The organism is Streptomyces hesseae (assembly GCF_031845785.1).
GTDB classification, from domain to species: domain Bacteria; phylum Actinomycetota; class Actinomycetes; order Streptomycetales; family Streptomycetaceae; genus Streptomyces; species Streptomyces hesseae.
Window position 1 is genome coordinate 389,429 of sequence record NZ_JAVRFI010000004.1, and the last position, 24,838, is coordinate 414,266.

21 protein-coding genes are annotated in these 24,838 nt (G+C 72.1%); 7 read left to right on the forward strand and 14 right to left on the reverse strand.

What is annotated here, in order from left to right; all coding sequences use genetic code 11:
* Positions 1–262 precede the first annotated feature (262 nt).
* Together RM609_RS09795 and RM609_RS09800 are read left to right on the forward strand one after the other, a co-directional pair.
* On the forward strand, positions 263–1,135 hold the full coding sequence (locus tag RM609_RS09795) for an Fpg/Nei family DNA glycosylase (protein WP_311609622.1): 873 nt from the start codon (positions 263–265) through the stop codon (positions 1,133–1,135).
* A 116-nt stretch (positions 1,136–1,251) separates the two neighbouring features.
* Positions 1,252–2,469 (forward strand): MFS transporter, encoded by a 1,218-nt coding sequence (locus tag RM609_RS09800; RefSeq protein ID WP_311609623.1) that lies wholly within the window; start codon positions 1,252–1,254, stop codon positions 2,467–2,469.
* A gap of 18 nt (positions 2,470–2,487) precedes the next feature.
* On the opposite strand, the gene RM609_RS09805 is transcribed toward RM609_RS09800, so the two are convergent.
* From RM609_RS09805 to RM609_RS09825, 5 genes are all read right to left on the reverse strand, one after another.
* Positions 2,488–3,930 (reverse strand): amino acid permease, encoded by a 1,443-nt coding sequence (locus tag RM609_RS09805; protein ID WP_311609624.1) that lies wholly within the window; start codon positions 3,928–3,930, stop codon positions 2,488–2,490.
* Positions 3,931–4,063: 133 nt separating this feature from the next.
* Complete coding sequence (locus RM609_RS09810) at positions 4,064–6,388, reverse strand: GH92 family glycosyl hydrolase (RefSeq protein ID WP_311609625.1); 2,325 nt, start codon at positions 6,386–6,388, stop codon at positions 4,064–4,066.
* Positions 6,389–6,627: 239 nt separating this feature from the next.
* Positions 6,628–7,647 (reverse strand): phosphatidylinositol-specific phospholipase C domain-containing protein, encoded by a 1,020-nt coding sequence (locus tag RM609_RS09815; protein ID WP_311609710.1) that lies wholly within the window; start codon positions 7,645–7,647, stop codon positions 6,628–6,630.
* 83 nt (positions 7,648–7,730) lie between these two features.
* A complete protein-coding gene (locus RM609_RS09820; RefSeq protein WP_311609626.1) occupies positions 7,731–8,483 on the reverse strand; it encodes a histidine phosphatase family protein in 753 nt (250 codons plus the stop codon).
* Between the two features lie 123 nt (positions 8,484–8,606).
* Complete coding sequence (locus tag RM609_RS09825) at positions 8,607–11,816, reverse strand: bifunctional cytochrome P450/NADPH--P450 reductase (RefSeq protein ID WP_311609628.1); 3,210 nt, start codon at positions 11,814–11,816, stop codon at positions 8,607–8,609.
* A 178-nt stretch (positions 11,817–11,994) separates the two neighbouring features.
* On the opposite strand from RM609_RS09825, the gene RM609_RS09830 reads away from it, so the two are divergent.
* Positions 11,995–12,600: a PAS domain-containing protein gene (locus RM609_RS09830; RefSeq protein WP_311609712.1), complete on the forward strand. Its 606-nt coding sequence runs from the start codon at positions 11,995–11,997 to the stop codon at positions 12,598–12,600.
* Here the strand turns inward: RM609_RS09830 and RM609_RS09835 are convergent.
* Both RM609_RS09835 and RM609_RS09840 read right to left on the reverse strand, forming a co-directional pair.
* Positions 12,582–13,262: a (2Fe-2S)-binding protein gene (locus RM609_RS09835; protein WP_311609629.1), complete on the reverse strand. Its 681-nt coding sequence runs from the start codon at positions 13,260–13,262 to the stop codon at positions 12,582–12,584. The genes RM609_RS09830 and RM609_RS09835 overlap by 19 nt on opposite strands.
* A gap of 24 nt (positions 13,263–13,286) precedes the next feature.
* A complete protein-coding gene (locus RM609_RS09840; RefSeq protein ID WP_438828409.1) occupies positions 13,287–14,645 on the reverse strand; it encodes an NsdA family TPR-like regulatory protein in 1,359 nt (452 codons plus the stop codon).
* A 121-nt stretch (positions 14,646–14,766) separates the two neighbouring features.
* Between RM609_RS09840 and RM609_RS09845 the strand changes: the two genes are divergently transcribed.
* The 3 genes from RM609_RS09845 (at position 14,767) to RM609_RS09855 (ending at position 17,019) form a co-directional block, all read left to right on the forward strand.
* Positions 14,767–15,081, forward strand: coding sequence for a hypothetical protein (locus tag RM609_RS09845; RefSeq protein ID WP_311609720.1), 315 nt, complete (start codon positions 14,767–14,769; stop codon positions 15,079–15,081).
* Positions 15,082–15,196: 115 nt separating this feature from the next.
* Entirely contained in the window at positions 15,197–15,958 is a 762-nt protein-coding gene (locus RM609_RS09850) for a lysophospholipid acyltransferase family protein (protein WP_311609633.1), read from the forward strand.
* 161 nt (positions 15,959–16,119) lie between these two features.
* Positions 16,120–17,019 carry a phytoene/squalene synthase family protein gene (locus RM609_RS09855; RefSeq protein WP_311609636.1) on the forward strand — a complete coding sequence of 300 codons (900 nt, stop codon included), beginning with the start codon at positions 16,120–16,122 and terminating at the stop codon, positions 17,017–17,019.
* Between the two features lie 18 nt (positions 17,020–17,037).
* Here the strand turns inward: RM609_RS09855 and RM609_RS09860 are convergent, their stop codons facing one another.
* The gene (locus RM609_RS09860; RefSeq protein WP_311609637.1) at positions 17,038–17,250 is read right to left on the reverse strand and encodes a dodecin; all 213 of its coding nucleotides are present in this window, start codon (positions 17,248–17,250) and stop codon (positions 17,038–17,040) included.
* Positions 17,251–17,372: 122 nt separating this feature from the next.
* On the opposite strand from RM609_RS09860, the gene RM609_RS09865 reads away from it, so the two are divergent.
* A complete protein-coding gene (locus RM609_RS09865; protein ID WP_311609639.1) occupies positions 17,373–18,326 on the forward strand; it encodes an SDR family NAD(P)-dependent oxidoreductase in 954 nt (317 codons plus the stop codon).
* Here RM609_RS09865 and RM609_RS09870 read toward each other — a convergent pair.
* The 6 genes from RM609_RS09870 to RM609_RS09895 form a co-directional block, all read right to left on the reverse strand.
* Positions 18,276–18,881 (reverse strand): cysteine hydrolase family protein, encoded by a 606-nt coding sequence (locus tag RM609_RS09870; protein ID WP_311609640.1) that lies wholly within the window; start codon positions 18,879–18,881, stop codon positions 18,276–18,278. The two genes, RM609_RS09865 and RM609_RS09870, sit on opposite strands and share 51 nt — an antisense overlap.
* Before the next feature lie 52 nt (positions 18,882–18,933).
* Positions 18,934–19,311, reverse strand: a complete 378-nt coding sequence (locus tag RM609_RS09875) for a hypothetical protein (protein WP_311609641.1) — start codon at positions 19,309–19,311, stop codon at positions 18,934–18,936.
* A 119-nt stretch (positions 19,312–19,430) separates the two neighbouring features.
* Positions 19,431–19,916, reverse strand: coding sequence for an SgcJ/EcaC family oxidoreductase (locus tag RM609_RS09880; RefSeq protein WP_311609642.1), 486 nt, complete (start codon positions 19,914–19,916; stop codon positions 19,431–19,433).
* An 89-nt stretch (positions 19,917–20,005) separates the two neighbouring features.
* A complete protein-coding gene (locus RM609_RS09885; protein ID WP_311609714.1) occupies positions 20,006–20,455 on the reverse strand; it encodes a universal stress protein in 450 nt (149 codons plus the stop codon).
* Between the two features lie 91 nt (positions 20,456–20,546).
* Positions 20,547–22,799, reverse strand: coding sequence for a WD40 repeat domain-containing serine/threonine protein kinase (locus tag RM609_RS09890; protein ID WP_311609643.1), 2,253 nt, complete (start codon positions 22,797–22,799; stop codon positions 20,547–20,549).
* A gap of 26 nt (positions 22,800–22,825) precedes the next feature.
* A complete protein-coding gene (locus tag RM609_RS09895; protein ID WP_311609644.1) occupies positions 22,826–24,814 on the reverse strand; it encodes a WD40 repeat domain-containing serine/threonine protein kinase in 1,989 nt (662 codons plus the stop codon).
* Positions 24,815–24,838: the final 24 nt, after the last annotated feature.

Here is a 24,838-nt window from a genome sequence, read left to right on the forward strand (position 1 = left end):
GCCGCCCGTGCGCCGGGGCGTTGTGGCTCCGCCGCCCGTGCGCGCCGTCGCGGAACCGCTGTCCGAGGCCCGTCGCCGGGACAGGTCCCTGTCCTCGCCCGGTGGCGGCTCCCTCGTGGAAGCCGCCGCCCGTGCGCCGGGCGTCGTGGCCCCACCACCCGTGCGCGGTAGCGGCACCGACCCGCCGTCCGCGCCCACCGCCGCGGACCCGCACGGGCCGTCGCGGAGTTGCCGACCAGGCAAGTCGCGGCAGACTGGACCCATGCCGGAGCTGCCCGAGGTCGAGGCCCTCGCGGGCTTCCTCGCCGAGAGGCTCGTCGGCCGCACGGTCGAGCGGGTCCTGCCGGTCGCGGTGAGCGTCCTGAAGACCTACGACCCGCCGCCGTCCGCCCTGGAGGGCCGTACGGTCACGGCCGTGCGCCGGTACGGCAAGTTCCTCGCCCTGGCCACCGGCGACGGCGGCCACGGCCCCCACCTCGTCGTCCACCTGGCCCGCGCGGGCTGGCTGCGCTGGCATGACACGCTCCCCGCCGCGCCGCCGCGCCCCGGCAAGGGGCCGCTGGCGCTGCGCGTGCGGCTGGCCGACGGCGCGGGCTTCGACCTCACCGAGGCGGGCACCCGCAAACGGCTCGCCGTGTACTGCGTCCACGCCCCCGAGGACGTACCCGGCGTCGCCCGCCTCGGCCCCGACCCGCTCGCGCCCGGCTTCACCCCCGAAGTCTTCGCCGGGCTGCTGCGTGACGAGCGCCGGCAGATCAAGGGCGTCCTGCGCGACCAGAACGTCATCGCCGGCATCGGCAACGCCTACTCCGACGAAATCCTCCACGCCGCCCGCATGTCCCCGTTCAAACTCGCCGCCTCTCTGACAGACGAGGAACGCGCCACGCTCTACGAGGCCCTGGAGACCACCCTTCGCGAGGCGGTCGAGCGCTCGCGCGGCCACGCCGCCGCCGACCTCAAGGCGGAGAAGAAGACCGGCCTGCGGGTGCACGGCCGCACCGGGCAGCCCTGCCCCGTCTGCGGGGACACCATCCGCGAGGTCTCCTACAGCGACTCGTCCCTCCAGTACTGCCCCACCTGCCAGACGGGCGGGAAACCGCTGGCGGACCGCAGACTGTCCCGGCTGCTCAAGTAGCACTCTTCCATCACATGTGATGACTTCTCGTGTAGTCGAGTGACCTGTCGCATACCAGCAGCCATGTCCCTCCGCTCTCCTCCTACGGTGTGGTCACGACCGGGCGGGAGGACGGCATGGAGTACGCGCGGCTCTTGCGACAGCGCCCCGTGCTGGTCCTGTGGCTGGCGCGCAGCCTGTCCGCGCTGGGGGACCGGCTGTACGCGATGGCGGTGATGTGGAGCGTCTGGGCGGGCACCGGATCGGCCTCGCTCACCGGGCTCGTGGCGCTCCTGGAGTCGCTGCCCTACGTCGTCCTCGGCGTCATCGGCCGGCGCGTCGTCGCCCGTTTCTCCTCCTACGGAGCGCTGTGCGCGGTCGACGCCCTGCGCGCGGGCGTCGCCGTGGCCCTGCCGTTCGTCTGGTCGCCCGATGCACGGGGCACGGCCCTCGTACTGGGCGGAGTATGCGTCCTCGGGGTACTCGGGGCGCTCTTCGACCCGAACTTCGAGGCGCTGGTGCCCGGTCTCGGGCGGACCGGGCAGATCCAGTCCCTCACCGGACTGTTCGACCTCACCAGCCGCGTGGCCCGTACCACCGGGCACGCCTGTGCGGGCGCGCTGCTGCTGGTGATCTCCAAGAGCGAGCTCTTCACCTGCGTGGGCGCCGCGTTCGCCGTCTCCGCCGTGGCCCTGGGCGGCATGGCCAGGCGGCTGCCCCCACCGCCCCGCACCGCCCCCGCCGAGCAGCTCCGGGCCGTGCGCGTCACCGCGCTCGTACGGGAACGGCCCGGCATCGGCCTGGCGATCGGAGTGCACGGCGCCCTGCCGCTGTGCGTCGCCGCGACGACCATCGGGCTGCCCGCGCTGCTCGCCCACGGGCACGACACCCGCGCGGGCGCCTACGGGCTGATCACCGCCGTCTCCGGCATCGGCGCGCTCATCGGCAACCCCGTCGCCGGCGGCCTGCGGCCGCGCGCCTGGCTCACCGTCTGCTGCGCCGCCTGGGCGGTCGACGGCCTGGCGACCGCCGGTATGGCGGCGGCGCGTTCCGACCTGGTGCTGGGGTCGCTGTGCCTGCTGTCGGGACTGGCGGTGCCCGTGGGGACCGTCACCATGCGGGCGCGCCTGGGGGCGTACCCACCGGCGGAACGGCTGCGGCTGATGGCCGTCGAACACACCGCCACGCGCGCGGGCACCGTGGCCGCGATACTCCTTCTCCCACCGCTCGTCGACGCCTCCCCTGCGGGCGCGTTCCTCACGGCCGGCACCGTGGTGGTCCTGCTCACCGGGGCGGTCGGACTGTCGGCCCCGGGCAGCCGGCGCCGAGGGGCTCCCGCCTCGGAACCTGTATGAGACGGCCCCGCCCCCCGGCTAGTCCTGCGGAATCCCGCGCTCGTCGGCGTGCGCCAGCTCCGAGTGCTTGTACGAGTAGCTGAAATACACCGCCAGCCCGATCACGAACCACACCGCGAACCGCACCCACGTCTGCCACGCCAGATAGGTGATCAGCCAGATCGACGCCGCCACCCCGATCGCCGGCACCACCGGCATCCCCGGGCAGCGGAAGGACCGCGGCAGGTCCGGCCGCTTGTAGCGGAGCACGATCACCGCCGTGCACACCACCGCGAAGGCCAGCAGGATGCCGATGTTGGTGAGCTCCGCCGCCTCGCCGATCGGGATCACCCCCGCGATCAGCGCCGACGCGCCGCCCACGATCCACGTCACCCGCGTCGGTACGTGCCGCGTCGGGTGCGTGTGCGCGAACCACTTCGGCAGCAGCCCGTCCCGGCTCATCGCGAACCAGACCCGGGTGACCCCCAGCATGAAGGTGAACATCACCGTGAGAATGCCGATGATCGCGCCCACCGCGATCACGTCCGCGAGCCCCGGCAGCCCGACCGACTTGAAGGCCGTGGAGAAACCGCTCGCCTTGTCGATGTCCTTGTAGTTCTGCATGCCCGTCAGCACCAGGCAGGCCAGCACGTACAGCACCATCGAGATCACCAGCGAATAGATGATCGCCCTCGGCATATGGCGCTGCGCGTCCTTGGACTCCTCGGCCGCCGTGGACATCGCGTCATAGCCGAAGACCGCGAAGAAGACCGTGGCCGCGCCCGTGAACGCGCCGCTCAGCCCGAACGGGAAGAAGGGGTGGTAGTTGGCGCTCTTGACGTGGAAGAACCCCACGACGACCACCAGCAGCACCACGATGATCTTCAGGCCCACCACCACGGTCTCGAACCGGGCCGCGTTCTTGATGCCCAAGGTCAGCAGATAGGCGATCAGCAGGCACAGCACCATCGCGAACAGGTCCACCCGGTGCCCGTGCCCCGTCCCCGGCGCCCCCAGCATCCAGTGCGGCAACTGGGCGTTCGTCTCCCCGAGCAGGAAGTTGATGTACCCCGAGATGCCGATGGCCACGACCGCCACGATCGCCGTGTACTCCAGCAGCAGGTCCCAGCCGATGAACCAGCCGCCCAGCTCGCCCAGGACCGCGTAGCCGTACGTATAGGCCGAGCCCGCCCGGGGGATGAGCCCCGCGAACTCCGCGTACGAGAACGCCGCCGCCGCGCTCGCGACACCCGCGATCAGGAACGAGACCAGCACGGCCGGGCCCGCCACACCGTTGGCGATGGTGCCCGCCAGACTGAAGATGCCCGCGCCGATGATGCCGCCGACGCCGATCGCGGTCAGCTGCCACAACCCCAGGGTCCGGGACAGCCGCTCGCCGTGCGCCTCCGCTTCCTCCGCCTCCTCGATCGTCTCGATCGGCTTGCGGCGCAGCACACCGCGCCCCATCCCGAGCCCGGCCATAGTCTCGTCCTCTCGTCGTCCTCTCGTCGGCCCGGGGGCGGCTCGCCCTCCGGCGAAACGCCGTCATCATGGCCGAGCGCGGGTGCCGAAGGAAGCCGCCGCCCCGCACCGGGCCCGGGGATCAGCCGATGGATCAGCCGATGGCGGGCGGCACCGCCGCCGCGCCCGTGCCCCAGTCACCGGGCCGCGGCCCGACCCGGAAGTCCAGCCGCCCGCCCTCGCGAATCGCCTGCGTCGTCACATACGTCCGGTCGTACGCCTCCCCGTCCAGCCGCACCGAGCGCACATACCGGTCCGTGCGCGAGGTGCCCGGCGCGCTCACCGTGAACCGCCCCTTCGGATACCAGCGCCGGTCCAGCCGCAGCTCCACCCGCTCGAACACCGGTGTGCTCAGGCCCCACACATCCGCCCCCGGCTGCACCGGATACACCCCGATGGCCGACAGCACCATCCACGCCGACATCGTCCCCAGGTCGTCGTTGCCCGTCATCCCGTCCGGCGTGTCCGTGAAGAGCGTCAGCGCCGCGTGCACCACGTCCGTCGTCTTCCACGGCCGCCCGGTGGACAGATACGTGTACGGCGCGATGAGGTCCGGCTCGTTCTGCGGGTTGTACTTGTCGGCGTTGTAGTAGTCGTACGGGCCGTTCACCCACACCTCGCGAGCCGTGCGCGCGGGGTCGGCCAGCAGCTTGTCGTAGGCGAAGAAGGAGTCCAGCCGGTGGTCTGTTCTGTCCTTGCCGCCGATCAGCTCCACCAGCCCCGGCAGGTCCTGCGGCACCAGCCACTGGTACTGCCAGGCCGTGCCCTCGTGGAAGCCCGGGCTCTTCGCCGGGTCGGCGGACCCCGCGAACGCCCCGTCGGCCCCGCGCGGCCGGAAGAAGCCCGTTTCCCGGTCGTAGAGGGTGCGGTAGTTGCGGGAGCGGGCCGTGTAGCGGCGCGCGTCCTCGCGATGGCCCATGGCCCGCGCCATCCTCGCCAGCGCCCCGTCGGCCAGCGCGTACTCCAGCGTCGCCGAGGCGCCCTCGTGGAAGTCCGAGTCCCCCGGCTTGCTGCGCGGCCGGTCCGGGAGGTACGGGACGTAACCGTTCTTGAGGTACTGGGCGTTGCCCTCCCGGCCGACTCCCGGGTTCGCCGGCGGAGGCACTCCGTCCGCGTTCCTCTTGAGTACGCGGTACGCCTCCTCCTCGTGGCCCGTCAGCAGCCCGTGGTGGAAGGCGTTGGTGAGGTACGGCGTCACCGGGTCACCGGTCATGATGTTCGTCTCGACCGTCCCGTAGCCCCACTTCGGCAGCCAGCCGCCCTCGGCGTCGACGCGGAGTACCGACAGGGCCATGTCCCGCGCCTCGCGGGGAGCGAGCAGGGCCAGTAGCTGGGCTTGCGTGCGGTAGGTGTCCCACAGCGACCAGTTCTGGTAGTAGGTGAAGCCCCGCGTGCGGTGCGTCTTCTGGTCCCAGCCGGTGTAGCGGCCGTCCGTGTCACTGCCGATGTTGGGGGAGAGGAAGGAGCGGTAGAGGGAGGAGTAGAAGGTGCGGCGCAGTGTCCGGGTGCCGCCCTGTGTCTCGACGTCCCGCAGCCGCCGCTCCCACGCCTCCTGCGCCGCGTCCGCCGTACGGTCGAAGTCGTCCTCCTCCGCACGCAGATTGCGCTCCGCGCCCGCCGCGTCCACATAGCTGATCGCCGTGGTGGCCTCCACCTCCCGGTCGTCGGTGGTGTCGAAACGCACCCACGCGCCGTTGCGGCCGGTGGTGGCGGACGAGGACCGCGACCCCTTCGTCACCCGGTCGTCCTTCCAGGTCCCGTAGGAGCGGAACGGACGGTCGAAGCGGGTGACCGTGTACACGGTGTACGGGCGGGTGTCCTGGCAGAAGCCGCGCCCGGTGACGGTGGTGCGCACCGTGCGGCTGTCGACGACCTGGACGGAGCTGGAGACCGCCCGGTGCAGCGACTGGCCGGCGTTGAGCAGGACGTTCGCCTGCTCGGTGGCCGGGAACGTGTAGCGCTGCCGGCCGGTGCGGGCGGTGGCCGTCAGCTCGGCGGTGATCCCGCCGTACGAGCCGAGCCGGACCCGGTAGTAGCCCGGGCGGGCTGTTTCGTTTTGGTGGCTGAACTCTGCGGCGTAGCGGGCGTTGTCGGTCTGGGTCACCTCGCCCGTGGTCGGCAGCACGGGGAGGTCGCCGCCGATGCGGCAGCCGACGCCTGAGAGGTGGACCGTGCTGAAGCCACGGATCTGGTGGTCCTTGTAGTCGTAGCCGGTGTTGTGACCGGTGTCGGGGGAGAGCTGCACCATCCCGAAGGGCACGGCGGCGCCGGGGAAGGTGTTGCCTTCGTTCTCCGTGCCGATGAAGGGGTTGACGAGGCTGGTGAGGTCGCCGTCGGGAGCGGTGGCCGTGGCCGTGGCCGACGGGGGGTTGCCGGCGATCAGCAATGCCGCTACGGCGAGCGCCGCCGTCACTCTCATGTGACCCCTCATGACCACGACCCCTCAGGTGACAGTGGTGTCAGCGCCGAGGCTCGCGTGGGCGGGTGGGGGAGTCAAGGATGCGACGGATGGTGGGCGTGGTGTTCCGGACAGGCTGATCGGGTGACGTGGGGGTGCCCCGTCCGTTCCGGGCAATCGGGCTGGGGGCACCTCCCAGCGGTAGCTGGGGGAGGGTGGGCGAAATCCCGCGCCGAAGGCGCGGGCACCCCCGCGGCGGGTCAGCCGCGCGACACCACCGTCGACAAGACCTGCGGCAGCGGATACCAATCCGCGGTGGCAAAACTGGCATGCGCCCGCGCCATAAGCACAACCCGCTCCCGCGCCTGCGCCTCTGTAGGCCGGGTGCCATCGATCCCCGGCGCCACCTTGTGCGCGTCCGTCATCACGACGAGATAGTGCCGCCCGTCGTACCACCCCGTGTCGATCCCGCCGTTCACATACGCGCTCGCGTCCCCGTCGAAGAGGACGAACCACGGCCGGATGGCCGGATCGGCGTACCGCGTCCGCGGATCACCGGCGGCAGCGCCGTGCACCGCAGGGAACGCCGCCGCCGACCCGATCCGCCCCGCGGCGGCCAGGTCACGCAGATGCGTGGCGTATTCACGGTCGGTCCACAGCCGGTCCGCCGGGTTGCCCTCCTCGACCGTGCCGGGGATGAGCTCGACCATGAACTTGCCCGCGAGTGCCGAGCGCGCGGGCCAGCCGCCGGCCCGTACGGCCTCGTCGAGGTTCGCGTGCTTGCCGAGCAGGTCGCCCGGGCGGTAGAGCGCGTCGCCGAGCTTCGCCGTCAGCAGTGCGTCGAGCTCGGCCGGGCCGCGCCCGCTGTTGGCGTTGAAGCCGTCCTTCATCTCGACCTTGAGCAGTACCGGCCGGTGGCCCGGGTTGGCGTCGTGCCAGGCGCGGATGTCGGCTAGGCAGCCGGACAGCGGCTGGTTGCGGGAGCCGGTGCGCAGCCGCGCGGCGGAGGTGGCGCCTTCGCAGTTGTTGTTGTTCGCGACCGGGTTGGCGTGGGAGACGCGGAAGGCACGGCCGCCGAAGCCGTTGGACCACACGTCCAGTTCGAGGAGGGCGGCCCCGGAGTCGAGGGCGTCGGCGAAGTAGGGGTACTTGGCCTTGTCGTAGGCGTTGTGCACTCCTACGGACGTGGTGGCCGCGTACGACGCGGAGGGCTCCGCGGCGGCCGCGTCCGTCGTCGCGGCCGGTACCGCCAGGAGCGCCGCCGTTATGGACGCGATCATTCCGCTGCGTATGGTCATCTTCCGTTCGTTCCCGTCCATGTGCCGATGTGAACGGTCGGTAGGGTACGGGAACTGACGAAGAGTCAGCTACTTGGCCGGGTGGCCGCCGCGTCGCCGTCCAGCAGGTGCTGCGGTACGGACCGGAAGGACCAGGTGCCGCCGTGCCGGGTCAGTACCCAGACCAGGTCGAAACGGTCCGGCCAGGACTTCGGCACCCCGGGCGCCTTGGCCGCGCCCAGCGCCTTGACGATGTCCGCGATCCTGGAGTGCTCCCAGCAGATGAGTACCGGCTGCGGAGACATGAGTGCGGCGGTGGCCAGCTTCGCCTCCTCCGTCTCGGAGAAGGAAGTGTTGACCGGCAGCTTGAGCTCCTCGGCCAGCGGTGTGACGGTCTGCCGCATCCGGCGGGAGCCCGCGTTGGGGCCGTAGTCGGCGGCGGCGAAGAGGGTGGAGGGCCGGGGCAGCGCGGTCCGTCCGGAGGCGTCCGCTCCGGAGGTGCCCGTCGCGGGGGCGAACAGCTTCGGGAGGGCCCGGGCCCGCTCCCAGCCCCGCTGCGTCAGCGACTTCTTGTCCGGCTCGCCGTTCTCGTCCATCCCGCGCGTACTGCCGCGCGGCTTCTCCCCATGCCGGATGATCATAATCGTGGCGTCGGGGCCGGACCGGCCGTCGGGCGGCGGTTCCGAGGGCCCCGCCGCCCGGGGCCCGGAATCGCTCCCGCAGCCCGTCACCGGCAGCAGGGTCGCGCCGGCCAGGACGGCCAGTACCCGGCGGCGGCCGATACGGGCCGGGCCGCCGCCGCTTGTGGTCGTGTCCGTGGTCTCGGTCGTACCGCTCACCGAACCCCCTGTCCCCCGTGAAGCAGCTTTTGGCCGCGCATGTCGCGCGGCCCAGGCCGCAGCGTAGCCGCTGCGGCCTGTCGCGTCGCGGGGGAGTTCGGGGCAGAGCCGGACGCGCGGGTCTCACCCCGCCGCGTACACGTCCTCCACATACCGGCCCGCGTCCGTCAGCTCGCGCAGCCACGCGTCGGCGGCCCGGGCGTCCGCGCCCGTCCGGCGGGCGCAGAGGTCGCGCAGCGCGGCCCGGACGCCCGGCGCCATACGGGCGCCGTCACCGCAGACGTACACCCGCGCCCCCGCCTCCAGCAGCGACCAGACCTCGTCGCCCTCGGCGGCGAGCCGGTGCTGGACGTACGGGCCGCCGCCCGCCTCCGGGCGTTCGCTGAACGCCGGGCGTACGGAGACGGCTCCCGCGTCCTCGGCGGCGCGGAGCTCGGCCGAGTGGAGGAAGTCCGCTTCCGGTGCGTCACAGCCGAAGTACAGCAGCGCGGGCGCCGGTTCGGCGCCGGCCGCCGCGAGGGCGGTGCGGTCGGCGATCGTCCCCCGGAAGGGGGCCAGCCCCGTTCCGGCAGCGACCATCACCACCGGCGTCCGCTCGTCCGCCGCGATCCGGAATGCCTCGCGGCACGGCTGGACCCGGGCGAGCACCGTGTCACCCGGCCGCAGCGCGGCGAGGTGGCCCGAGCCCGTCCCCCGGAAGACACCCCGGCCGGAACGGGCCGGGGCCTCCAGCACGGACACCATCAGGTCGGCGTGACGGGCGTCCACGGCCGGGGAGGAGGAGATGGAATAGGTGCGCGGGCGCAGCGGAGACAGCAGCTCGGGCAGGGCCGCCGCACCCAGGGCGCCGCGCAGGGCGGGGTGGTCCTCGATCAGCTCCAGGAGCGTACGAGGGTCGTCGGGGGAGAGGGACTCCAAGGCCGTCCGCTCGGGCGGGCAGGGGTTGCGCTCCGCCAGCGTCGCCAGCTGCCGAGGGGTGGGGCGTTGGGCCAGTTCCAGGTGGTGGGTGAGGAGTTCCCGTACGGTCAGCGGGCGGTCGACGGGCAGGGTGTCGCGGCCGGCGCGGCGCGGCCGCAGCGACAGGACCGTGTCGAGGTCCGCGCCGAAGAGCGCGGCGGCGCGTGCGACGAGCTCCGGGTCGTTGGCGGGCAGCACGGCCAGATGGTCGGCGGTGCGGTAGGAGACGCCCTCCGGCAGCGCCAGCCGCAGGAAACGCTTGGTGCGCGGATGGGCCGGGTCGGTGAGCTCGTACGCCTCGGTGACGGTCATCGGCAGCATCCCGTGACGCTCGGCCAGGGCGGTCAGCGGACCGCCGGAGACCTCGGCGACCTCGTAGGCGGGGCCGTCCGTGTCCTGGGGCGCGGCTGTTCCCGTGCTCTCCGGTCCCGTGCTCTCCGGGTCGCCGTGGCGTTCCAGCAGCGTCCGGAGCAGGGAGCGGGTGAAGCCCTCGACGGCACCGGTGAGATCACCGGACGCGTCGGCCTCGGCGCGCGGCAGCAGCCGGGTGCCGCCGAGCGCGGCGAGCCGCTCGTCGAGGAGGGTGGGAACGCGCTGGTAGGTGGCGGCCCAGTTGCGGTCGCCGACGCCGAGGACCGCGTAGTGGACGCCGTCGGCGGCACCCGGCCCGGCCGTACGCTCGGCCCACTCCATGAAACGGGCCGCGTCGTCGGTGGGCCGGCCGTTGTACGAGGCGGCGACGAGTACCACCGGCGTGTCCGTGGGCAGCTCGCCCGCGCGTTCGTCGAGCGGGGCGGCGGAGGCGTCGAAGCCCAGGCGCGCGGCCTCGTCGGCGAGATCCCGGGCCAGCTCGCGGCACGTACCGTAGTTGGAACCGTGCAGGACCAGGAGCCCGGTGCCGGCGCGGGCGCGGGTGGGTGTCGTGGCACTGCCGCCGCCCGTCTCCGCGCGGACACCCTCCGTCCGCGCCGAGGCCGGCAGCGCCGCCCGGTTCACGGCCCGGTCGGCGGCCGTACGGCGGACGAGTGTGAGGGTGAAGCCGTCCGGCTTGAGGGTGAGGGTCTCCTTGACCCGCAGCCGGTAGCCGGCGGTGTCGGCGAACCGGTAGCGGTGGATCAGCATCCCCAGCAGCATCGTCGCCTCGTGCAGCGCGAACTGCCGCCCGATGCAGGCCCGTTCCCCGGTGCCGAACGGCTTGTACGCGTGCGGCGAGCGAGCGGCCTCGACCGCCGGGTCGAAACGCGTGGGGTCGAACAGCTCGGGGTTGTCGCCCCACACCGGGTCCCGGTGCAGCATCGGCGTGAGCACGGTGACGCCCTCCCCGGCGCGCAGCGGGTAGCGGCCGCCGAGCACCGTGTCCTCCCGGGCCTCGCGCGTGAACGCCGCCGCCGTCGGCCACAGCCGCAGCGCCTCCAGCAGCACCTGCCGGGTCCAGCGCAGCCGCCCGACGTCCTCGAACGTCGGCTCGGGGTTCTCGGTGTCCCCCCACAGCTCGTCCGTCTCCCGCTGGGCCAGCCGCAGCGAGACGGGGTCCTTGAGGAGGTGGTGGAGGGCGAAGGACAGGGCGCCGGACGTCGTCTCGTGCCCGGCGATCAGGAAGGTGATGACCTGGTTGCGGATGTTGGCGGCGTCCAGGGTGGTTCCGTCGGACGGGTGCGGGGCGCCCAGCATCAGCCCCAGCAGATCGTCGGTGCGGGTGTCACCGGACGCCGTACGGGCCGCGATGACCTCGTCGACGACACCGGCCAGGAACGCGGCGTCCTCCCGGAACGCCGCGTCCTCGGCGGCGAAGTCCCCCTCGGGATCGCGGCCCAGCTTGTTCATCGCCCAGTCCAGGCAGCGCACCATCGCCCCGACGAACGGGTGCGGCTCGGGCCGGGCGAACGACTCGAAGTCGTAGCCGAATCCCGCGAGCCCGATGGTGTCGAGGGTCATCCGCGTCATGTCCTCGGGCACATCGACCGGCACGCCTTGGACCAGCCGCTCGTCCCACGCGTCGATCAGCCGGCGGGCGACGCGCAGCATGGCCGGGTGGTAGGCGCGCATCGACCCGAGGGCGAAGGCGGGCATCAGGATGTCGTGCGCCTTCGCCCAGTTCGCCTCGTGGTTGTAGGCGGTGAACAGCCCGTCGGCAGTGAACTCCCGGACGTTCTCCAGCGCCGGGCCCACGGACTTGGTGAACCGCTGTTCGTCCGCCAGCTCGGAGACGAGATCGAGGGAGGTGACGAAGAGCCGGTCCGAGTCGTGCAGCCGCCGAGTGAATATCGGCCCGTGGTGCCGGGCCAGCCGCATGATCTGCTGAAGCGGGGTGTCGCCGGCCCCGACGGCGGTGATGTCGACCAGGGGGATGGCGGTGGTGAGAGACGTCGCTGTCATGTCTTCAGAGTCACCTCCCCGGACCGAACCGTCGGTACGCGCCACTGCATGATTGTGCAGTGACTCGCGGCGTGTCGCTCTTGCGCCGACGGCGGGCGTCGTACGAACGAGGGGACGGGGACCGGGAATCGTGAGCAGCGCGGAGCACGAGGCGTACTTCACCTGGCGCAACTACTTCATGATGCTGCTGGACCGGCTGCCCACCCCCATCGCCATCTGCCGTGCGAACGGCGAGGTGACCGCCGTCAACCCGGCCATGGCCGCCGAGTGGGGTCTGGCCCCCGGCCAGGTGCGCGGCCGCAACCTCCTCGACCTCTTCCGGCCCAGCGACACCGCGGCCCCTCAGCTCGACCGGCTCACCGAGGCACTGCGCCTGGGCCGCCGGTCCCGCTACGCCATCGACGTGCGCTGGACGGCGGCGGGGGGAGAAGGGGCGAGGCGTGAGGGCGAGCTGGTGGTCGAACCGGTCGGGGACGCGTCCCCGGCGTATCCGGCGCTGCTGACCGTGCTGCGCGTTCGGCCGGCCGAAACCTCGATGCCGTCCGGCCCGGCGGTGGAGGTGAGTGCTGTGGAAGCGCGGATTCTGGAGCTGGCCGCCGCCGGTGCCACAACGGCGGCGATCGGCAAGGCGGTCGGCCTGACCGTCGACGGCGTCAACTACCACCTCACCCGCCTCAGCCGCCGCTGGCGGGTACCGAACCGTACGGCGCTGGTGGCCAAGGCCTACGTCCTCGGCGTCCTCGCCCCGGGGCAGTGGCCGCCGGCTCAGCGCCGGACGGAGTGACGCGGTGGGTGCCGCAGCACGCAGTCGCCGCACATGCCGCCGCCGGGCACGCGGTAGTAGAGGCAGCACGTGCGGCGGATGAAGGTGGTGTTGCTGTCGCTGTCGCTCAGTTCGCCGGTGCCGTGGAGGAGCGGGTCGGTGAAGAGGTCGCGGGTGAGGGCGACGGCACGGGCGGCTTCAGCGGTGCGGTTCCGGCTGAGGCACCAGGTGTGCAGGACGCGCAGGGAGCCTGCGAGGGATGAGCCTGCGTTGCCCCAGAGGACGAGGGAGGAGATGGGGGTGACGGTACGGATGAGGTCGTGCAGCGGGACGAGCAGCCCGTGCAGGACGGCCGTGCGGATGTCCTCGCCGGGTAGCGCGGCGGGGGAGGGCAGCCACAGGTCGTCGGGGGCGGTACGGGCGGTGTCCCAGCGGAGGCCGCCCGCGGCGAGGTCGGGCACCTCGCCGGTCAGCACGGCGGAGCCGAGCCCGATGGACAACAGCCGCCCGGCGATGCCCTGGAAGGCGATCGACGCGGCGACGCGAGTGTCGTCGGTGCGGAGTCGCTCCGCTACGGTCGTGATGCGCTGCCGGATCGTCTCCTCGTGGCGGAGTGGGAGACCGGCTTCGCCGGTACGCAGGGCGAAGAACGGCCCCACGTCGGCGAGCTCGTCCAGGCGCATGGGCGCACCCTATCTCCCCCCTGGTCACGCGCTGAGCGTGGCCGGTACGGCAAGCCGGGCACGCTCGTGGAGATGGCGGGCGTGGGGGTTCTTGAGGTGGGGACGAATCCGGGTGAGCATCTCCGTCATGCGCTCGTCGCATTGCCCCGACTGCACCAGTGGATAGATGTCCAGGGCCCTGCCCCAGGTGTCGCACGCGGCTTCCAGATGCCCGATCTGGCACTGCCGCTCGGCGAGCATGGCGAGGTAGCGCACGCGATTGCGCCAGAGCGAATGGTGGCGCAGCCGGTCGGACTCCTCCAACGCTTCGATGGACCCGCGCAGGTCGCCGAGCTCATAACGGACTTGGCCGACGTGGTACGTGAGAGACGACGGGTTGTAGGAGCCGAAAGTCGTCGCCTGGGACTCGGCCTTGTCCATGGCGATTTCCGCTTCCTTGAGATACATCAGCGCCGTGCTGCGATCCCCGAGCTGCGCGGCGGAATGCGCCTGCTGCCCGGCGAGGAACGCCCGCATGCGCGGCCCGGCCTGCGGGGACGCCGCTGCGGCGGCATCGGCCAGCCGCATGGCGTGCGGACCGTGCCCCAGATCGACGGCCTGGACGCTCATTCCCCGTAGAGTCGTGCAGAACGTCAGGTGGTCCTGCGAAGCACCGGCCAGATGCAGGGCCTTGAGGTAGTACTGCTGCGCGAGACCGTGAAGTCCTTCATCCACGGCCATATATCCCGTGAGATAACAGAGGTCGGAAGCGGCGGACATCATCGCTCTGCGCACGGATTCGGGCCCGTCGGCCTTCAGATAGGGCGCGACCGTATTCACGAGGAACGCCGCGGCCATCGGCCGGGCGTGCCGTCCGCCGAACTGGTCGTCGAGCTCGGAGACGCGCTCGGTCATGGCGATGACCATCTCCACATCGGGCATTCCGATGCGACCGATCATTCCGTGCTGGACGGCCTCCATCCGCCCCACCACATCCGGCCAACCCGGCACCGTCAGTGCCACCGAGAACAGGCTGTAGCCGAGCACGCTCCGGCGGGACGGGTCCATGTCCTGTCGGCCGAGGTCGACGAGCCCCTCCACCGTGCCGTCGCCGACGTCGTCCCGGGACGGCGCCGGGAACCCCGCCTCCGCGTACGTGACCGGGCGGTCGAGACGCCGGGACAGCGCCTCCAGGATCAGCGGACGGACGTCCTCCCTCGGCACGTAGCCCCTCAGCCACTGGTGGACCGAGGGCTCCTGGTACCTGAGCGGGGTGCCGCGCTCGGTCCCTATGCGGTTGACCTCGCGGGCGAACTGCCGCAGCGTCCACGCGGCCTCGTGGTGCAGCCGCACCAGGCCCGTGTTCGGCTCTCGGTTCGTCAAGGCACTCAACTCCTCGCCCATGGCCCCCGTTTAAAGGGTTTAAGTCCGGCCACCGTCGCCCACAGTACCGCCGCCCACTGACAACCGGTTGCCTGGTGTGCAGGGAAGATCACCGAACGCGACAGGGAATGAGGGCTTGGCCATGGCTTTCCGTATCGGGGACATCGTCGTGGACACGCGCACCGGCAGGATCGGCCAGCTGATGGGGCGTGAGGGGCCGGACGTCCATCAACTCCGCCCCGTTCGCGGCGGGATCGAATGGGACTGCCCGAGGGATGCGCTCCGGGCCGCCGAGCCCGCCGAGCTGCTCGCCCCGCCCGCCGGGCCACCCGCCCCGCGCTGCGCCGTCTGCGCGTGCATCAAGGATCAGCGGCGCGAGGCGGAGGCCCAGGGCGACACCCGGCGGATGCGCGACGCGGCCGAGCGCATGGGCGTCCATCAACGCCAGGCGCACTGACCGGCGGTAACCGAGAGTGGCTGAATAGTCACTCTCCCCATGATCCCCGCAGCCGACTAGCCTGCGTCGGCGCGGGGGTCTGGTCGCTCGAACAAGCGGACAAGGGGCTTGCTGGGTGTTCTACTACTTCTTCAAGAACGTGGTGTTGATACCGCTGTTGAGGTGGGTCTTCCGGCCGAAGGTCGAGGGACTCCACCACCTGCCGAAGCAGGGGGCGGCCATCATCGCGGGGAACCATCTGTCGTTCTCCGACCACTTCCTGATGCCGACGATGGTGAAGCGCCGGATCCGGTTTCTCGGCAAGATGGAGTACTTCACCGGCCGGGGTATCAAGGGCAAGCTCATCGCGGCGTTCTTCCGGGGCATCGGGGCGATCCCGGTGGACCGTTCCGGCAAGGAGGCGGCGCAGGCGGCCCTCGACACCGGGCTGGGCGTGCTGGGCACCGGTGAGCTGTTGGGCATCTACCCCGAAGGGACGCGCTCGCACGACGGGCGGCTGTACAAGGGCAAGGTCGGCGTGGCGGCGATGGCGCTCAAGTCGGGGGCGCCGGTGATCCCGTGCGCGATGATCGGCACGTTCGAGGCCCAGCCGACGGGGAAACTGCTGCCGCGCGTCGTCCCCATCACGATCCGCTTCGGGACGCCGCTGGACTTCTCGCGGTACGAGGGGATGGAGGACTCCCGGGACGTTCTGCGGGCCGTCACGGACGAGATCATGTACGCGATCTGGCGGCTGTCCGAGCAGGAGTACGTGGACACGTACGCGGCCGAGGCCAGGGCGGCCCTGCGGCCCGTGGACGGCGGCGGGGCGCGCCCGGCGTCCGTTTCGGTTCCGGGGCGCGAGCAGGCGGCCGTCGGCCGTTCGGCGGCGGCCTGAGCCCGGTTCCGGGAGAACGACCGCCTCCTCGTCCCGCCCCCGCGAGAGACGGCCCACAGCCTGTTCCCGGGCTGACGGCCTCTTCCGGGGGCGGGCCGGCACCGGATCCTCGGGAGGTTAGTCTCGGCTGTCATCGCCGTTTCCCGGAGAGAACGATCAGCATGCACACGTGGGGCAGGACGCTCACCACCGCAGGCATCCACGACCCACGTCTGCGTGACGACTACACCCGGCAGCGGAGACTCGTGTCGGGCTACAGGCGGAACGCCTACATCGCCGTACGGCTGCTGCTGCCCCCGGAGCTCGCTCCGCACGTCATCGCGGCCACGGCGTTCATGCATCACACCGATCTTCTCGCCGATCAGCCGGACGGCGGTGACGGGTTCGCGGCCTGGGAGAAGGAAGTGCGCGACGGGCTGGCTGTCGGTGACAGCGCCCATCCCGTGCTCCGCCCGCTGCTGCACACCGCCTCCGTCCACCCCGGCCTGCGCGAGCATGCCGAGCGGTTTCTCGCCGGGGCGCCGATGGACAGGGACTTCAGTGGTTTCGCGGACGAGGCGGGCTATCAGCGGTACGTCGACGCGTACTCGCTTCCGGCCTTCATGCTCGTGGCGTGCCTCGTCCTCTCGCCCGACGCCGACGCCGATGACAGCCGTGCGCTGTGCCGCTCCTACATCGACGGCAGCCAGCGTCTGGACTTCGTCAACGACCTCGCCGAGGACCTCGGGGACGGCCGGCTCACCCTTCCCGAGGAGACCCTGACGCGGCACGAGGTCTCCCGCTCCGATCTCGAACGGAAGCGGGACACCCCGCACTGCCGCGCCCTGTTCCGGGACCTCCTCGAACAGAGCCGCCGCGACCTTCTCGCCGGCCGCTCGCTGCCGGAGCTGGCGCCGCCCGCTCACCGTGCCTTCGTCCGGGCCTTCGTCGCGCTGGAGCTCCTCACGAACGACGCGGCACTGGCGAAGGGCGGCCGCGTTCTGCACGAATCGGCCGGTCCGTCTCCGCGCGCGGCTCTGGGCGTCCTGATCCGCGAGTACCGGCGGCGTGGTCGCCGATGAGGGCCGGCGGCCGGTGACTCAGGTGTCCTCCAGCCGGAAGCCCAGCTTCAGCCCGACCTGGTAGTGCGCGATCGCGCCATTCTCGAGATGACCGCGAACCTCGGTCACCACGAACCAGTCGAGTTCGCGGAGAGTCTGCGCGGCGCGGCTGATTCCGTTGCGGATCGCCGCGTCCACGCTCTCCGGCGAGGAGCCGACGATCTCGGTCACCCGGTAGGTGTGGTTGCCCATGCCCCCACCGTGCCTCAGCGGCGGTGCGGGCGCGAAGCGGGTGGGCCATCGGGGGAACGGGCCCCTGGTACGGGGAGCCGGGCCTTGACCTGGAGCGCACTCCAGCCTCTAGCGTCCTCCGCATGATCACCAAGCAGCAGAGGCTCGGCACCGGCTTCGGTGCGCACAGTACGGCCGACGACGTGCTCGCGGGCATCGACCTGGCCGGCACCACCGCCCTGGTCACCGGCGGGTATTCGGGGCTGGGGCTGGAGACCACGCGCGCCCTGGTCCGGGCCGGAGCGCGGGTCGTCGTGCCCGCCCGCCGGGCCGGGACGGCCGAGGAGGCGCTGGCGGACGTCCTCCCACGGGCGGAGGTCCACGTGCTCGACCTGGCCGACCTGGACAGCGTACGGACCTTCTCCGACCGCTTCCTGGACTCCGGGCGCACTCTCGACGTCGTCATCAACAACGCGGGCGTGATGGCCTGCCCGGAGACCCGCGTCGGCCCCGGCTGGGAGGCGCACTTCGCCATCAACCACCTCGGGCACTTCGCGCTCGTGGGCAGGCTCCGCCCCGCGCTCGCTCCGGGCGCCCGGGTGGTGGCCCTGACGTCGGCGGGCCACTTCCTGTCGGACATCCGCTGGGACGACATCCACTTCCGCACCGGCTACGACCGCTGGCTCGCGTACGCGCAGTCCAAGACCGCCAACGCCCTCTTCGCGGCGCACCTCGACCGGCTCGGCGCCGCGAGCGGCCTACGGGCCTTCTCCGCGCATCCGGGCAGCATCCTCACGCCGTTGCAGCGCCATGTGCCCCGCGACGAGTGGCAGTCGCTCGGCTGGATCACCCCCGACGGCCGCCCGGCCGACGGTTTCAAGACACCCGAACAGGGCGCGGCGACGGCCGTATGGGCGGCGACCTCGCCCCTGCTCGACGCCCACGGCGGCGCCTACTGCCAGGACTGCGACATCGCCGGGCCGGCGGCGTCCGACGACATGCTCGTCGGCGGGGTCAAGCCCTGGGCCGTCGACCCCGAGGCGGCGTCACGGCTGTGGGAGCTCTCCTGCGAGCTCACCGGGGTGAGCGCCTTTTGACGACGCGATCGTCTTGAGCCATTCGTCGACGGTGACGACGTCCGCCCACTGCGGGAACAGCCGCTCGGTGAGGACCCGGTGCAGCTCCGGGTCGGTGTCCAGACAGCCGTCGGAGAGGACGGTGAGGCCGAAGTCCAGGTCGTTCCCCTGGCACAGGGTGGACAGCACCACGGCGCTGGTGGCGATGCCCGTGAGCACGAGGCTGTCGATGCCGCGTGCTCTCAGCACCACGTCGAGGTCGCTGCCCGAGAACGCGCTCGCCCGTCTCTTGGTGACCACCACGTCGCCCGGCAGGGGCGCGACGTCGGGGTGGATCTCGGTGCCCGGGGCGCCCTCGACGAAGAGGCCGGCCCGGGCGATGGCGGCGAGGGGCCTGTTGCGCGTGCCGACTTCCGGGAAGCCGGGGCGCAGGGCGATGACCACGTAGATCACGGGGATGTCCGCCGCCCGGGCCCCGTCGATCGCCCTGCGCACGCGGGGCAGGTAACCGGAGCCGTCGTCGGCGATGTCGACGATGGCCTGTTGGACGTCCATCACGAGAAGGGCGGTGTTCATCACCCGACCCTAGCCAGTGCCGTGACCGCACAGGTGCACCGGGGCACGATGCCTATAGCGTCAAAAGGGGCTCCAGGGAACGCAGATGCCGGCGGATCTCGTCCAGGGGCGGGGTCCGGTCGCGGTCCAGGACGAGGTAGATGAAGATGCCGCCCTCGCGTAGCCGGGGCAGCGGGCGGATCATGTGCAACTCTTCGGCCAGGGTGATCAGAATGTCTTCCACGCTGTCCGGCGCATAGCCGAGAAGCTCCAGCGTATAGAGCTTGGCACGCATGACATCGCTGTCCCCGTAGGCGACTTTGTCCATGTCCAGCCCACTGCCGTGGTCCAGCGAGCCCAGGACCCTGCGCTGCTTGAAATCGACTATCGCGACACCGGTGGCCCCGCCGATCGCCAACGCCTTTTCCAAGGCAGCCCCAACGGATTCCATCCGCGCACGACCTCCTTCGAGCAGCAACCCGGAGGACGTGGGACACCCAGGCGTCCGGGCCGCTCAGCAGCATGCAGGGTAGCGGGGATGAGGCACCCCCGACCGGCGTCCCGCCGGCACTACTCCGTGGGGACCTTCGAGGAGTGGTGGTTGATGATGAGCCACCTGCCGCCGCGCAGCTTGTAGACGAAGGTGTAGCGCGCGTCGACCTTGGACTTGTGGCCGTGTTCGTCGGTCAGCGTGAACTCGTAGAGGCCCGTGTCGATGGCACTGGTGCGGTTCAGGATGTTGACGACCCGCTCCTGGATCCTGCCGACGGGCTTGCTCTCCAGGAAGTGCCTGAAGTAGTCGACTCTCGCCGCCCGGGTCTTGCGGATCTCGGCGGAGACGGTCGGCAGCAGTACGGCGTCCGGGGCGTAGAGGTCGGCGACGCGGTTCGCGTCGAGGGTGGCCAGGGCGGCGTTCCACCGGTCGAACAATTCCCTGATCTGCCGCTCGGTGGGTCGCTGGGGCTGGTGGCCGCTCGCCTGTGCCGTGCCCGTTCCGGCGAACAGGACGGCGATGGTGGTGACGGCTGCTCCGGCGGTGTACGTGTGTCGCCCCATGGGGCGCCTCCCGTGTGGTGTCGGTGGTCGGGTGGGGGTGTCACCTCAGCCTCACCCGGCACCGCCGATCCGGCACATCGGGATGGTGCTTACGGCACCACCGTCACCGGCCACCGCCCCGCCTTCACCAGACGGACCGCCACCGAGCCGACGAAGCGATGGCCCGCCTGCTCCGACGCCCCGACGACCACCGCGTCCGCCTTCAGCCGGTCGGCCGTCTCCACCAGCCCGGTGTAGGGGTCGCCGCGGAAGGTGTGGAACTGCCAGCGGACCTCGTGGACACCGCGCAGTCGCTCGGTCGTCTCGCGGATCTCGGCCAGCAGCTCCTCGGCGACCCGCTCGGTCGTCTCGGCCACCGGGGCGCCCAGGGCGGCGCCGCCCACGAGGAGGGGCTGGATGTAGACGACGGCCAGCAGGGCGTTCTGCCGGCGGGCGAGGCCCGCCGCGTAGGCGGCCGCGCGCCAGGAGGTGTCGGAGCCGTCGACGCCGACGACGATGACCTTGGGGCCGTCGGTGCCGCGCTCGAAACCGGCCGGCAGCGGGGCGCTCTGCCCCTCGTTCGTACCCCCGGTGCCCTCGCTCACGTTTTCGCTCACACAGGCAGGCTAATACTGCGCCGCGCGGGTGTGCTCAGGGCACCGGCCAGATACGGACGGTGTCTCTGCCACCGGAGCCGGCGCCGTGGCTGAGCCCCACCGCCAGGGCCTTGCCGTCCGGGCTGAACGCCAGCGCCGTGACGGAGACGTGGGCGTCGAAGGTGGTGGTGACCTGCCCCGATGTCGTGTCCCACACGACGACCTTCCCGCCCATGGCGCCGCTGGCCAGGATCCGGCCGCCCGGGTGGAAGGCGATGGCATGGATGAGTTCCCCGTCGCCCTTGAGGGTGGTGACCTCCTGCCGGGACGCGGTGTTCCACAGCAGGACGGAGCCCCCGTTCACCGCGGCGAGGAGCTGGCCGTCCGGGCTGAACACCGCATCCCTCCCGCCGCCGGTTCCGTCGATGGTGAGCAGCGTCCGGTCGTCCGGCATCTGCCGCAGCTGGACGGGGCTTCCGGTCGCCACCGTCTTGCCGTCGGAGCTGAAGGCCGTCGGCCCGTTCTTCACGTCGTCGTGGACGGCGAGCCTGCGGCCCGAGGGCACGTCCCACAGGTACAGGCCCTGCCCGGTGCTCGCGACCAGGGTCCGGCCGTCCGGGCTCACGTCCATGGAGTTGATGAAGCCGTCCTGGAGCCGGTAGTCCGTGGGGCCGGTGAAGGTGCCGGTCGTACGGCCGGAGGTCACGTCCCACGCCAGGATCCGGTTCTCGTCCGCCCGGAAGAGGGTCTTGCGGTCCCGGGTGAACACGTTGGCCTGCTCGTACTTGGGGACGCCGATCTGCGCGGTCGTATGGCTCTCGGCGGCCAGGTCCCATCGCCAGACGGTGCCGTCCCCGGCGGAGACGAGCAGCGTCTTGCCGTCGGGCCCGTAGGCGAGCCCGTACACGCTGGAGGCACCGTCGAGGGTGGCGCCGTCCGGCCCGGGGTCGGACGGGGTGCCCGAGTCGTCCAGCAGTACGACGGGGACGGCGATGGCGGCGGCGGCCGCGACGACGGAGAGGCCGCCGATGAGCAGCGAGCGCCGGGACACCCTGCGGCCGTCGGCCGGGGCGGGGACGGCCGGGGCCGGGGCCGACGCCGGTGCCGTGGGGGCCGCCGAGCCCGGGGACGCGTGCGCGGGTTGTGCCGGGCTCGTCCGGGTGGCGGCGTACGGGTGGGCGGGTGCGGCCGGGGTCGCGCCCGCGCCCTGGGGCGCACCTGGGCCTGCGCTCGGGGTCGCGCCCGGGTCCGCCACCGTCGCGGGCCGGGGCTGCCCCGCAGGGGCGGCGGGCCGCGCCTGGGCCCCCGGGGTCAGCGGCGTGGTGTGTTCCCCCGGGCGCAACGGTGCGCTGTGCCCCGGCGGGTTCACCGCAATGGCCTGCCCCGCCGGGGCCACCGGCGTCGCGCCCTCCGCCCGCGTCGGCGGCACGCCGCGTTCCCCCGGCGTCAAGGTCATCGTCCGCTCCGGCCGCGCCGCCGTGGCCGGCGGCATGGCCGCCTCCCCGTCCGCCGCGATGGCGAAGCGCTCGGGCAGGCCGGTGACCGGCGGGCGTTCCGTCGGTTCCTTGGCGAGGCACGCGGTCAGCAGGCGGCGCAGTTCGCCGTCGATGCCGTCGAGCGCGGGCGGGTCGTCCAGAATGCGCTGGACGACCGACAGAAGCGTCGGCGCGTCGAACGGGCTGTGGCCCGTGGCCGCGAAGCCCAGTACCGAGCCGAGCGCGAAGACGTCGCTGGCCGGGCCCGCGCGGTCGGCGCGGATCTGCTCGGGGGACATGTACGCGTACGTGCCGATGACCGCGCCGGTGGCGGTCAGCGAACTGGCGTCCACCGCACGGGCGATGCCGAAGTCGATGATGCGCGGGCCGTCGTCCGCGAGGATGACGTTGCCGGGCTTGAGGTCGCGGTGGACGAGGCCGCACCCGTGGATGGCGGCCAGCCCTTCCGCGAGCCCCGCGCCGAGCCGCAGGACCGCGTCCGGCGTGAGCGGGCCCCGCTCCCTCACGACCTGGTGGAGCGTCGGCCCCGGTATGAACGCCGTGACCAGCCATGGCGACGCCGCGTCAGGGTCCGCGTCGACGACCTGGGCGGTGTGGAAGCCGCCGACCTGCCGTGCCGCGTCGACCTCGCGCTTGAAACGGGCCCGGAACTGCGGGGTGTCGGCGAGCTCCGGACGGATCAGCTTCACCGCGACCTTGCGGCCGCCGGGCGACGTGCCGGCGTAGACCTGCCCCATGCCGCCCGCGCCCAGCCGGCCGTCCAGCCGGTAGGGGCCGACCCAGCGGGGGTCGTCGGGCAACAACACGTCCATGAATACCGTCCGTCGGGGGAGGTTGGTCAGGGGAGTTTCCAGAGCTGGACCGATGTGGCCTTCTCGTCGGCCGCGCCGACCTGGCTGACACCGGCCGCCAGCAGCTTGCCGTCCGGGCTGAACGCCAGCTTCGAGATCGAGGTGTCGTGCAGCGACTCGGGCATGACGGCCTTCAACGTCGTGGTCACCTGCTTGGTGGCCACGTCCCAGAGGCTGACGGTCTTGCCGGTGTCGTCCTTGATGTTGGGCGCTCGGACACCGCCCGCGCCCGCGATCACCGCCTTGCCCGGGCGGTACGCCGCCGTCTCCAGGTCCGGGTGGGCATCCGTGAGCGTCGCGGCGAGGCCGCCGGTGCCGACGTTCCACACGTGGACGCCCCCCGTCCCGGAGGCCATGACGGTGCTGCCGTCCTCGCTGAACATCACCGAGGAGAAGTTCTTGACGTCGGTGCCGGTGAAGTTCTTGATATCACGCCCGGTGCCGGCGTCCCACAGCCGGACCGAGGTCTCCGCCAGGCTGTTGGCGGCCACGCTGGCCACGGACTTGCCGTCGGGGCTGAACGCGATGCCGCGAATGCTGCCGCGGTGCCCGGTGTACGTGACGGTACGACGGCCGGTGGACGGGTCCATCAGCTCGACCCTGCCGCCCACGCCCACGGCGAGCGTCGTGCCGTCGGGGGAGAGCGTCAGACAGTCGACGTAGTCGTTCTGGCCGTCGTACGAGACGACGTCGCGCGGTATGCCGCTGCGCACGTCCCAGCCCTTCAGCGTCTTGTCGAAGCTTCCGGAGAACAGCGTCTGCCCGTCCCGGCTGAAGGTCAGGGACATGACCCACCCGGTGTGCGCCCGCCCCTTGAACGTGGTGATCGCGCTGCTGGTGGCGACGTCCCACAGCCGCACGGACCCGTTGAAGTCGCCGCTGGCCAGGGTCCTGCCGTCCGGGCTGAAGGCGAGGCATTCCACCTGGCTGGTGTGGCCGGTGAGGCGTGCGACAGGCTGGGTGGGGTCCTTGGCGCCGCCGCCGTCACTGCCGTCACTGCCGTCACCGCCGCCACCGGACGCCGTCCAGGAGTCCGGCCACAGGAGGTACGCGGGGACGGCGACCGCGGCCGCCGCGGCGGCCGCCCCGCCGAACAGCACCGAGCGCCGGGCGAGCGGCTTGACGGGGACGACGGGCGCGGTGCTCGGCGGCGCGCCGGGCGGCGCGAATCCTGCGCCCGTGACCGACAGCAGCCTGAGGACGTCCTCCGTGGACGGCCGGTCGGCCGGCTCCTTGGCCAGGCAGGCGGCCACCAGCTCGTACAGCTCGCCCGCCAGGCCGTCCAGCCGGGGCTCTCCGCTGGTGACCCGGTGGACGATGGCCGGTACGGACGTCGCGTCGAAGGGGCTGCGCCCGGTGGCGGCGAAGGCCAGGACCGAGCCGAGCGCGAACACGTCACTGGTGGGGGTGACGGTCTCGGCGCGTATCTGTTCCGGCGACATATAGGCGTAGGTGCCGATGACCGAGCCCGTGCGGGTCATCGTGTCGCCCGGGGTGTGGGCCACGCCGAAGTCGATGATGCGGGGGCCGTCGTCGGCGAGGATGACGTTGCCGGGTTTGAGGTCGCGGTGGACGAGGCCGCAGCGGTGGATGGCGGCGAGCCCCTCGGCGAGCCCGGCGCCGAGGCGGAGCACGGCGTCGGGGGCGAGCGGGCCGCGTTCGGTGACGGTCCGTTGCAGGGTGGGGCCGGGGATGAACGCGGTGACCAGCCATGGCGACGCCACGTCCGGGTCGGCGTCGACGACCTGGGCGGTGTGGAAGCCGCCGACCTGCCGTGCCGCGTCGACCTCGCGTTTGAAACGGGCCCGGAACTGCGGGGCGTCCGCCAGCTCCGGGAGGATCAGCTTCACCGCGACCTTCCGGCCCGACTGCGACGCGCCGAGGAACACCTGCCCCATGCCGCCCGCGCCCAGCCGGCCCTCCAGCCGGTACGGGCCAATACGCCGGGGGTCGCCGGGGCGCAGCGGCTCGACCATGCGCTACTCGAATCTGCGGGGGGC

What these genes read in the sequence shown, in the direction of transcription:
- RM609_RS09895 (WP_311609644.1), bottom strand. Translation starts at nt 24,814, where the DNA reads ATGGTCGAGCCGCTGCGCCCCGGCGACCCCCGGCGTATTGGCCCGTAC.
- RM609_RS09865 (WP_311609639.1), top strand. Translation starts at nt 17,373, where the DNA reads ATGATCACCAAGCAGCAGAGGCTCGGCACCGGCTTCGGTGCGCACAGT.
- RM609_RS09795 (WP_311609622.1), top strand. Translation starts at nt 263, where the DNA reads ATGCCGGAGCTGCCCGAGGTCGAGGCCCTCGCGGGCTTCCTCGCCGAG.
- RM609_RS09825 (WP_311609628.1), bottom strand. Translation starts at nt 11,816, where the DNA reads ATGACAGCGACGTCTCTCACCACCGCCATCCCCCTGGTCGACATCACC.
- RM609_RS09860 (WP_311609637.1), bottom strand. Translation starts at nt 17,250, where the DNA reads ATGGGCAACCACACCTACCGGGTGACCGAGATCGTCGGCTCCTCGCCG.
- RM609_RS09830 (WP_311609712.1), top strand. Translation starts at nt 11,995, where the DNA reads ATGATGCTGCTGGACCGGCTGCCCACCCCCATCGCCATCTGCCGTGCG.
- RM609_RS09805 (WP_311609624.1), bottom strand. Translation starts at nt 3,930, where the DNA reads ATGGCCGGGCTCGGGATGGGGCGCGGTGTGCTGCGCCGCAAGCCGATC.
- RM609_RS09810 (WP_311609625.1), bottom strand. Translation starts at nt 6,388, where the DNA reads ATGAGAGTGACGGCGGCGCTCGCCGTAGCGGCATTGCTGATCGCCGGC.
- RM609_RS09835 (WP_311609629.1), bottom strand. Translation starts at nt 13,262, where the DNA reads ATGCGCCTGGACGAGCTCGCCGACGTGGGGCCGTTCTTCGCCCTGCGT.
- RM609_RS09880 (WP_311609642.1), bottom strand. Translation starts at nt 19,916, where the DNA reads ATGGGGCGACACACGTACACCGCCGGAGCAGCCGTCACCACCATCGCC.
- RM609_RS09815 (WP_311609710.1), bottom strand. Translation starts at nt 7,647, where the DNA reads ATGATCGCGTCCATAACGGCGGCGCTCCTGGCGGTACCGGCCGCGACG.
- RM609_RS09840 (WP_438828409.1), bottom strand. Translation starts at nt 14,645, where the DNA reads ATGGGCGAGGAGTTGAGTGCCTTGACGAACCGAGAGCCGAACACGGGC.
- RM609_RS09875 (WP_311609641.1), bottom strand. Translation starts at nt 19,311, where the DNA reads ATGGAATCCGTTGGGGCTGCCTTGGAAAAGGCGTTGGCGATCGGCGGG.
- RM609_RS09800 (WP_311609623.1), top strand. Translation starts at nt 1,252, where the DNA reads ATGGAGTACGCGCGGCTCTTGCGACAGCGCCCCGTGCTGGTCCTGTGG.
- RM609_RS09855 (WP_311609636.1), top strand. Translation starts at nt 16,120, where the DNA reads ATGCACACGTGGGGCAGGACGCTCACCACCGCAGGCATCCACGACCCA.
- RM609_RS09890 (WP_311609643.1), bottom strand. Translation starts at nt 22,799, where the DNA reads ATGGACGTGTTGTTGCCCGACGACCCCCGCTGGGTCGGCCCCTACCGG.
- RM609_RS09845 (WP_311609720.1), top strand. Translation starts at nt 14,767, where the DNA reads ATGGCTTTCCGTATCGGGGACATCGTCGTGGACACGCGCACCGGCAGG.
- RM609_RS09870 (WP_311609640.1), bottom strand. Translation starts at nt 18,881, where the DNA reads ATGAACACCGCCCTTCTCGTGATGGACGTCCAACAGGCCATCGTCGAC.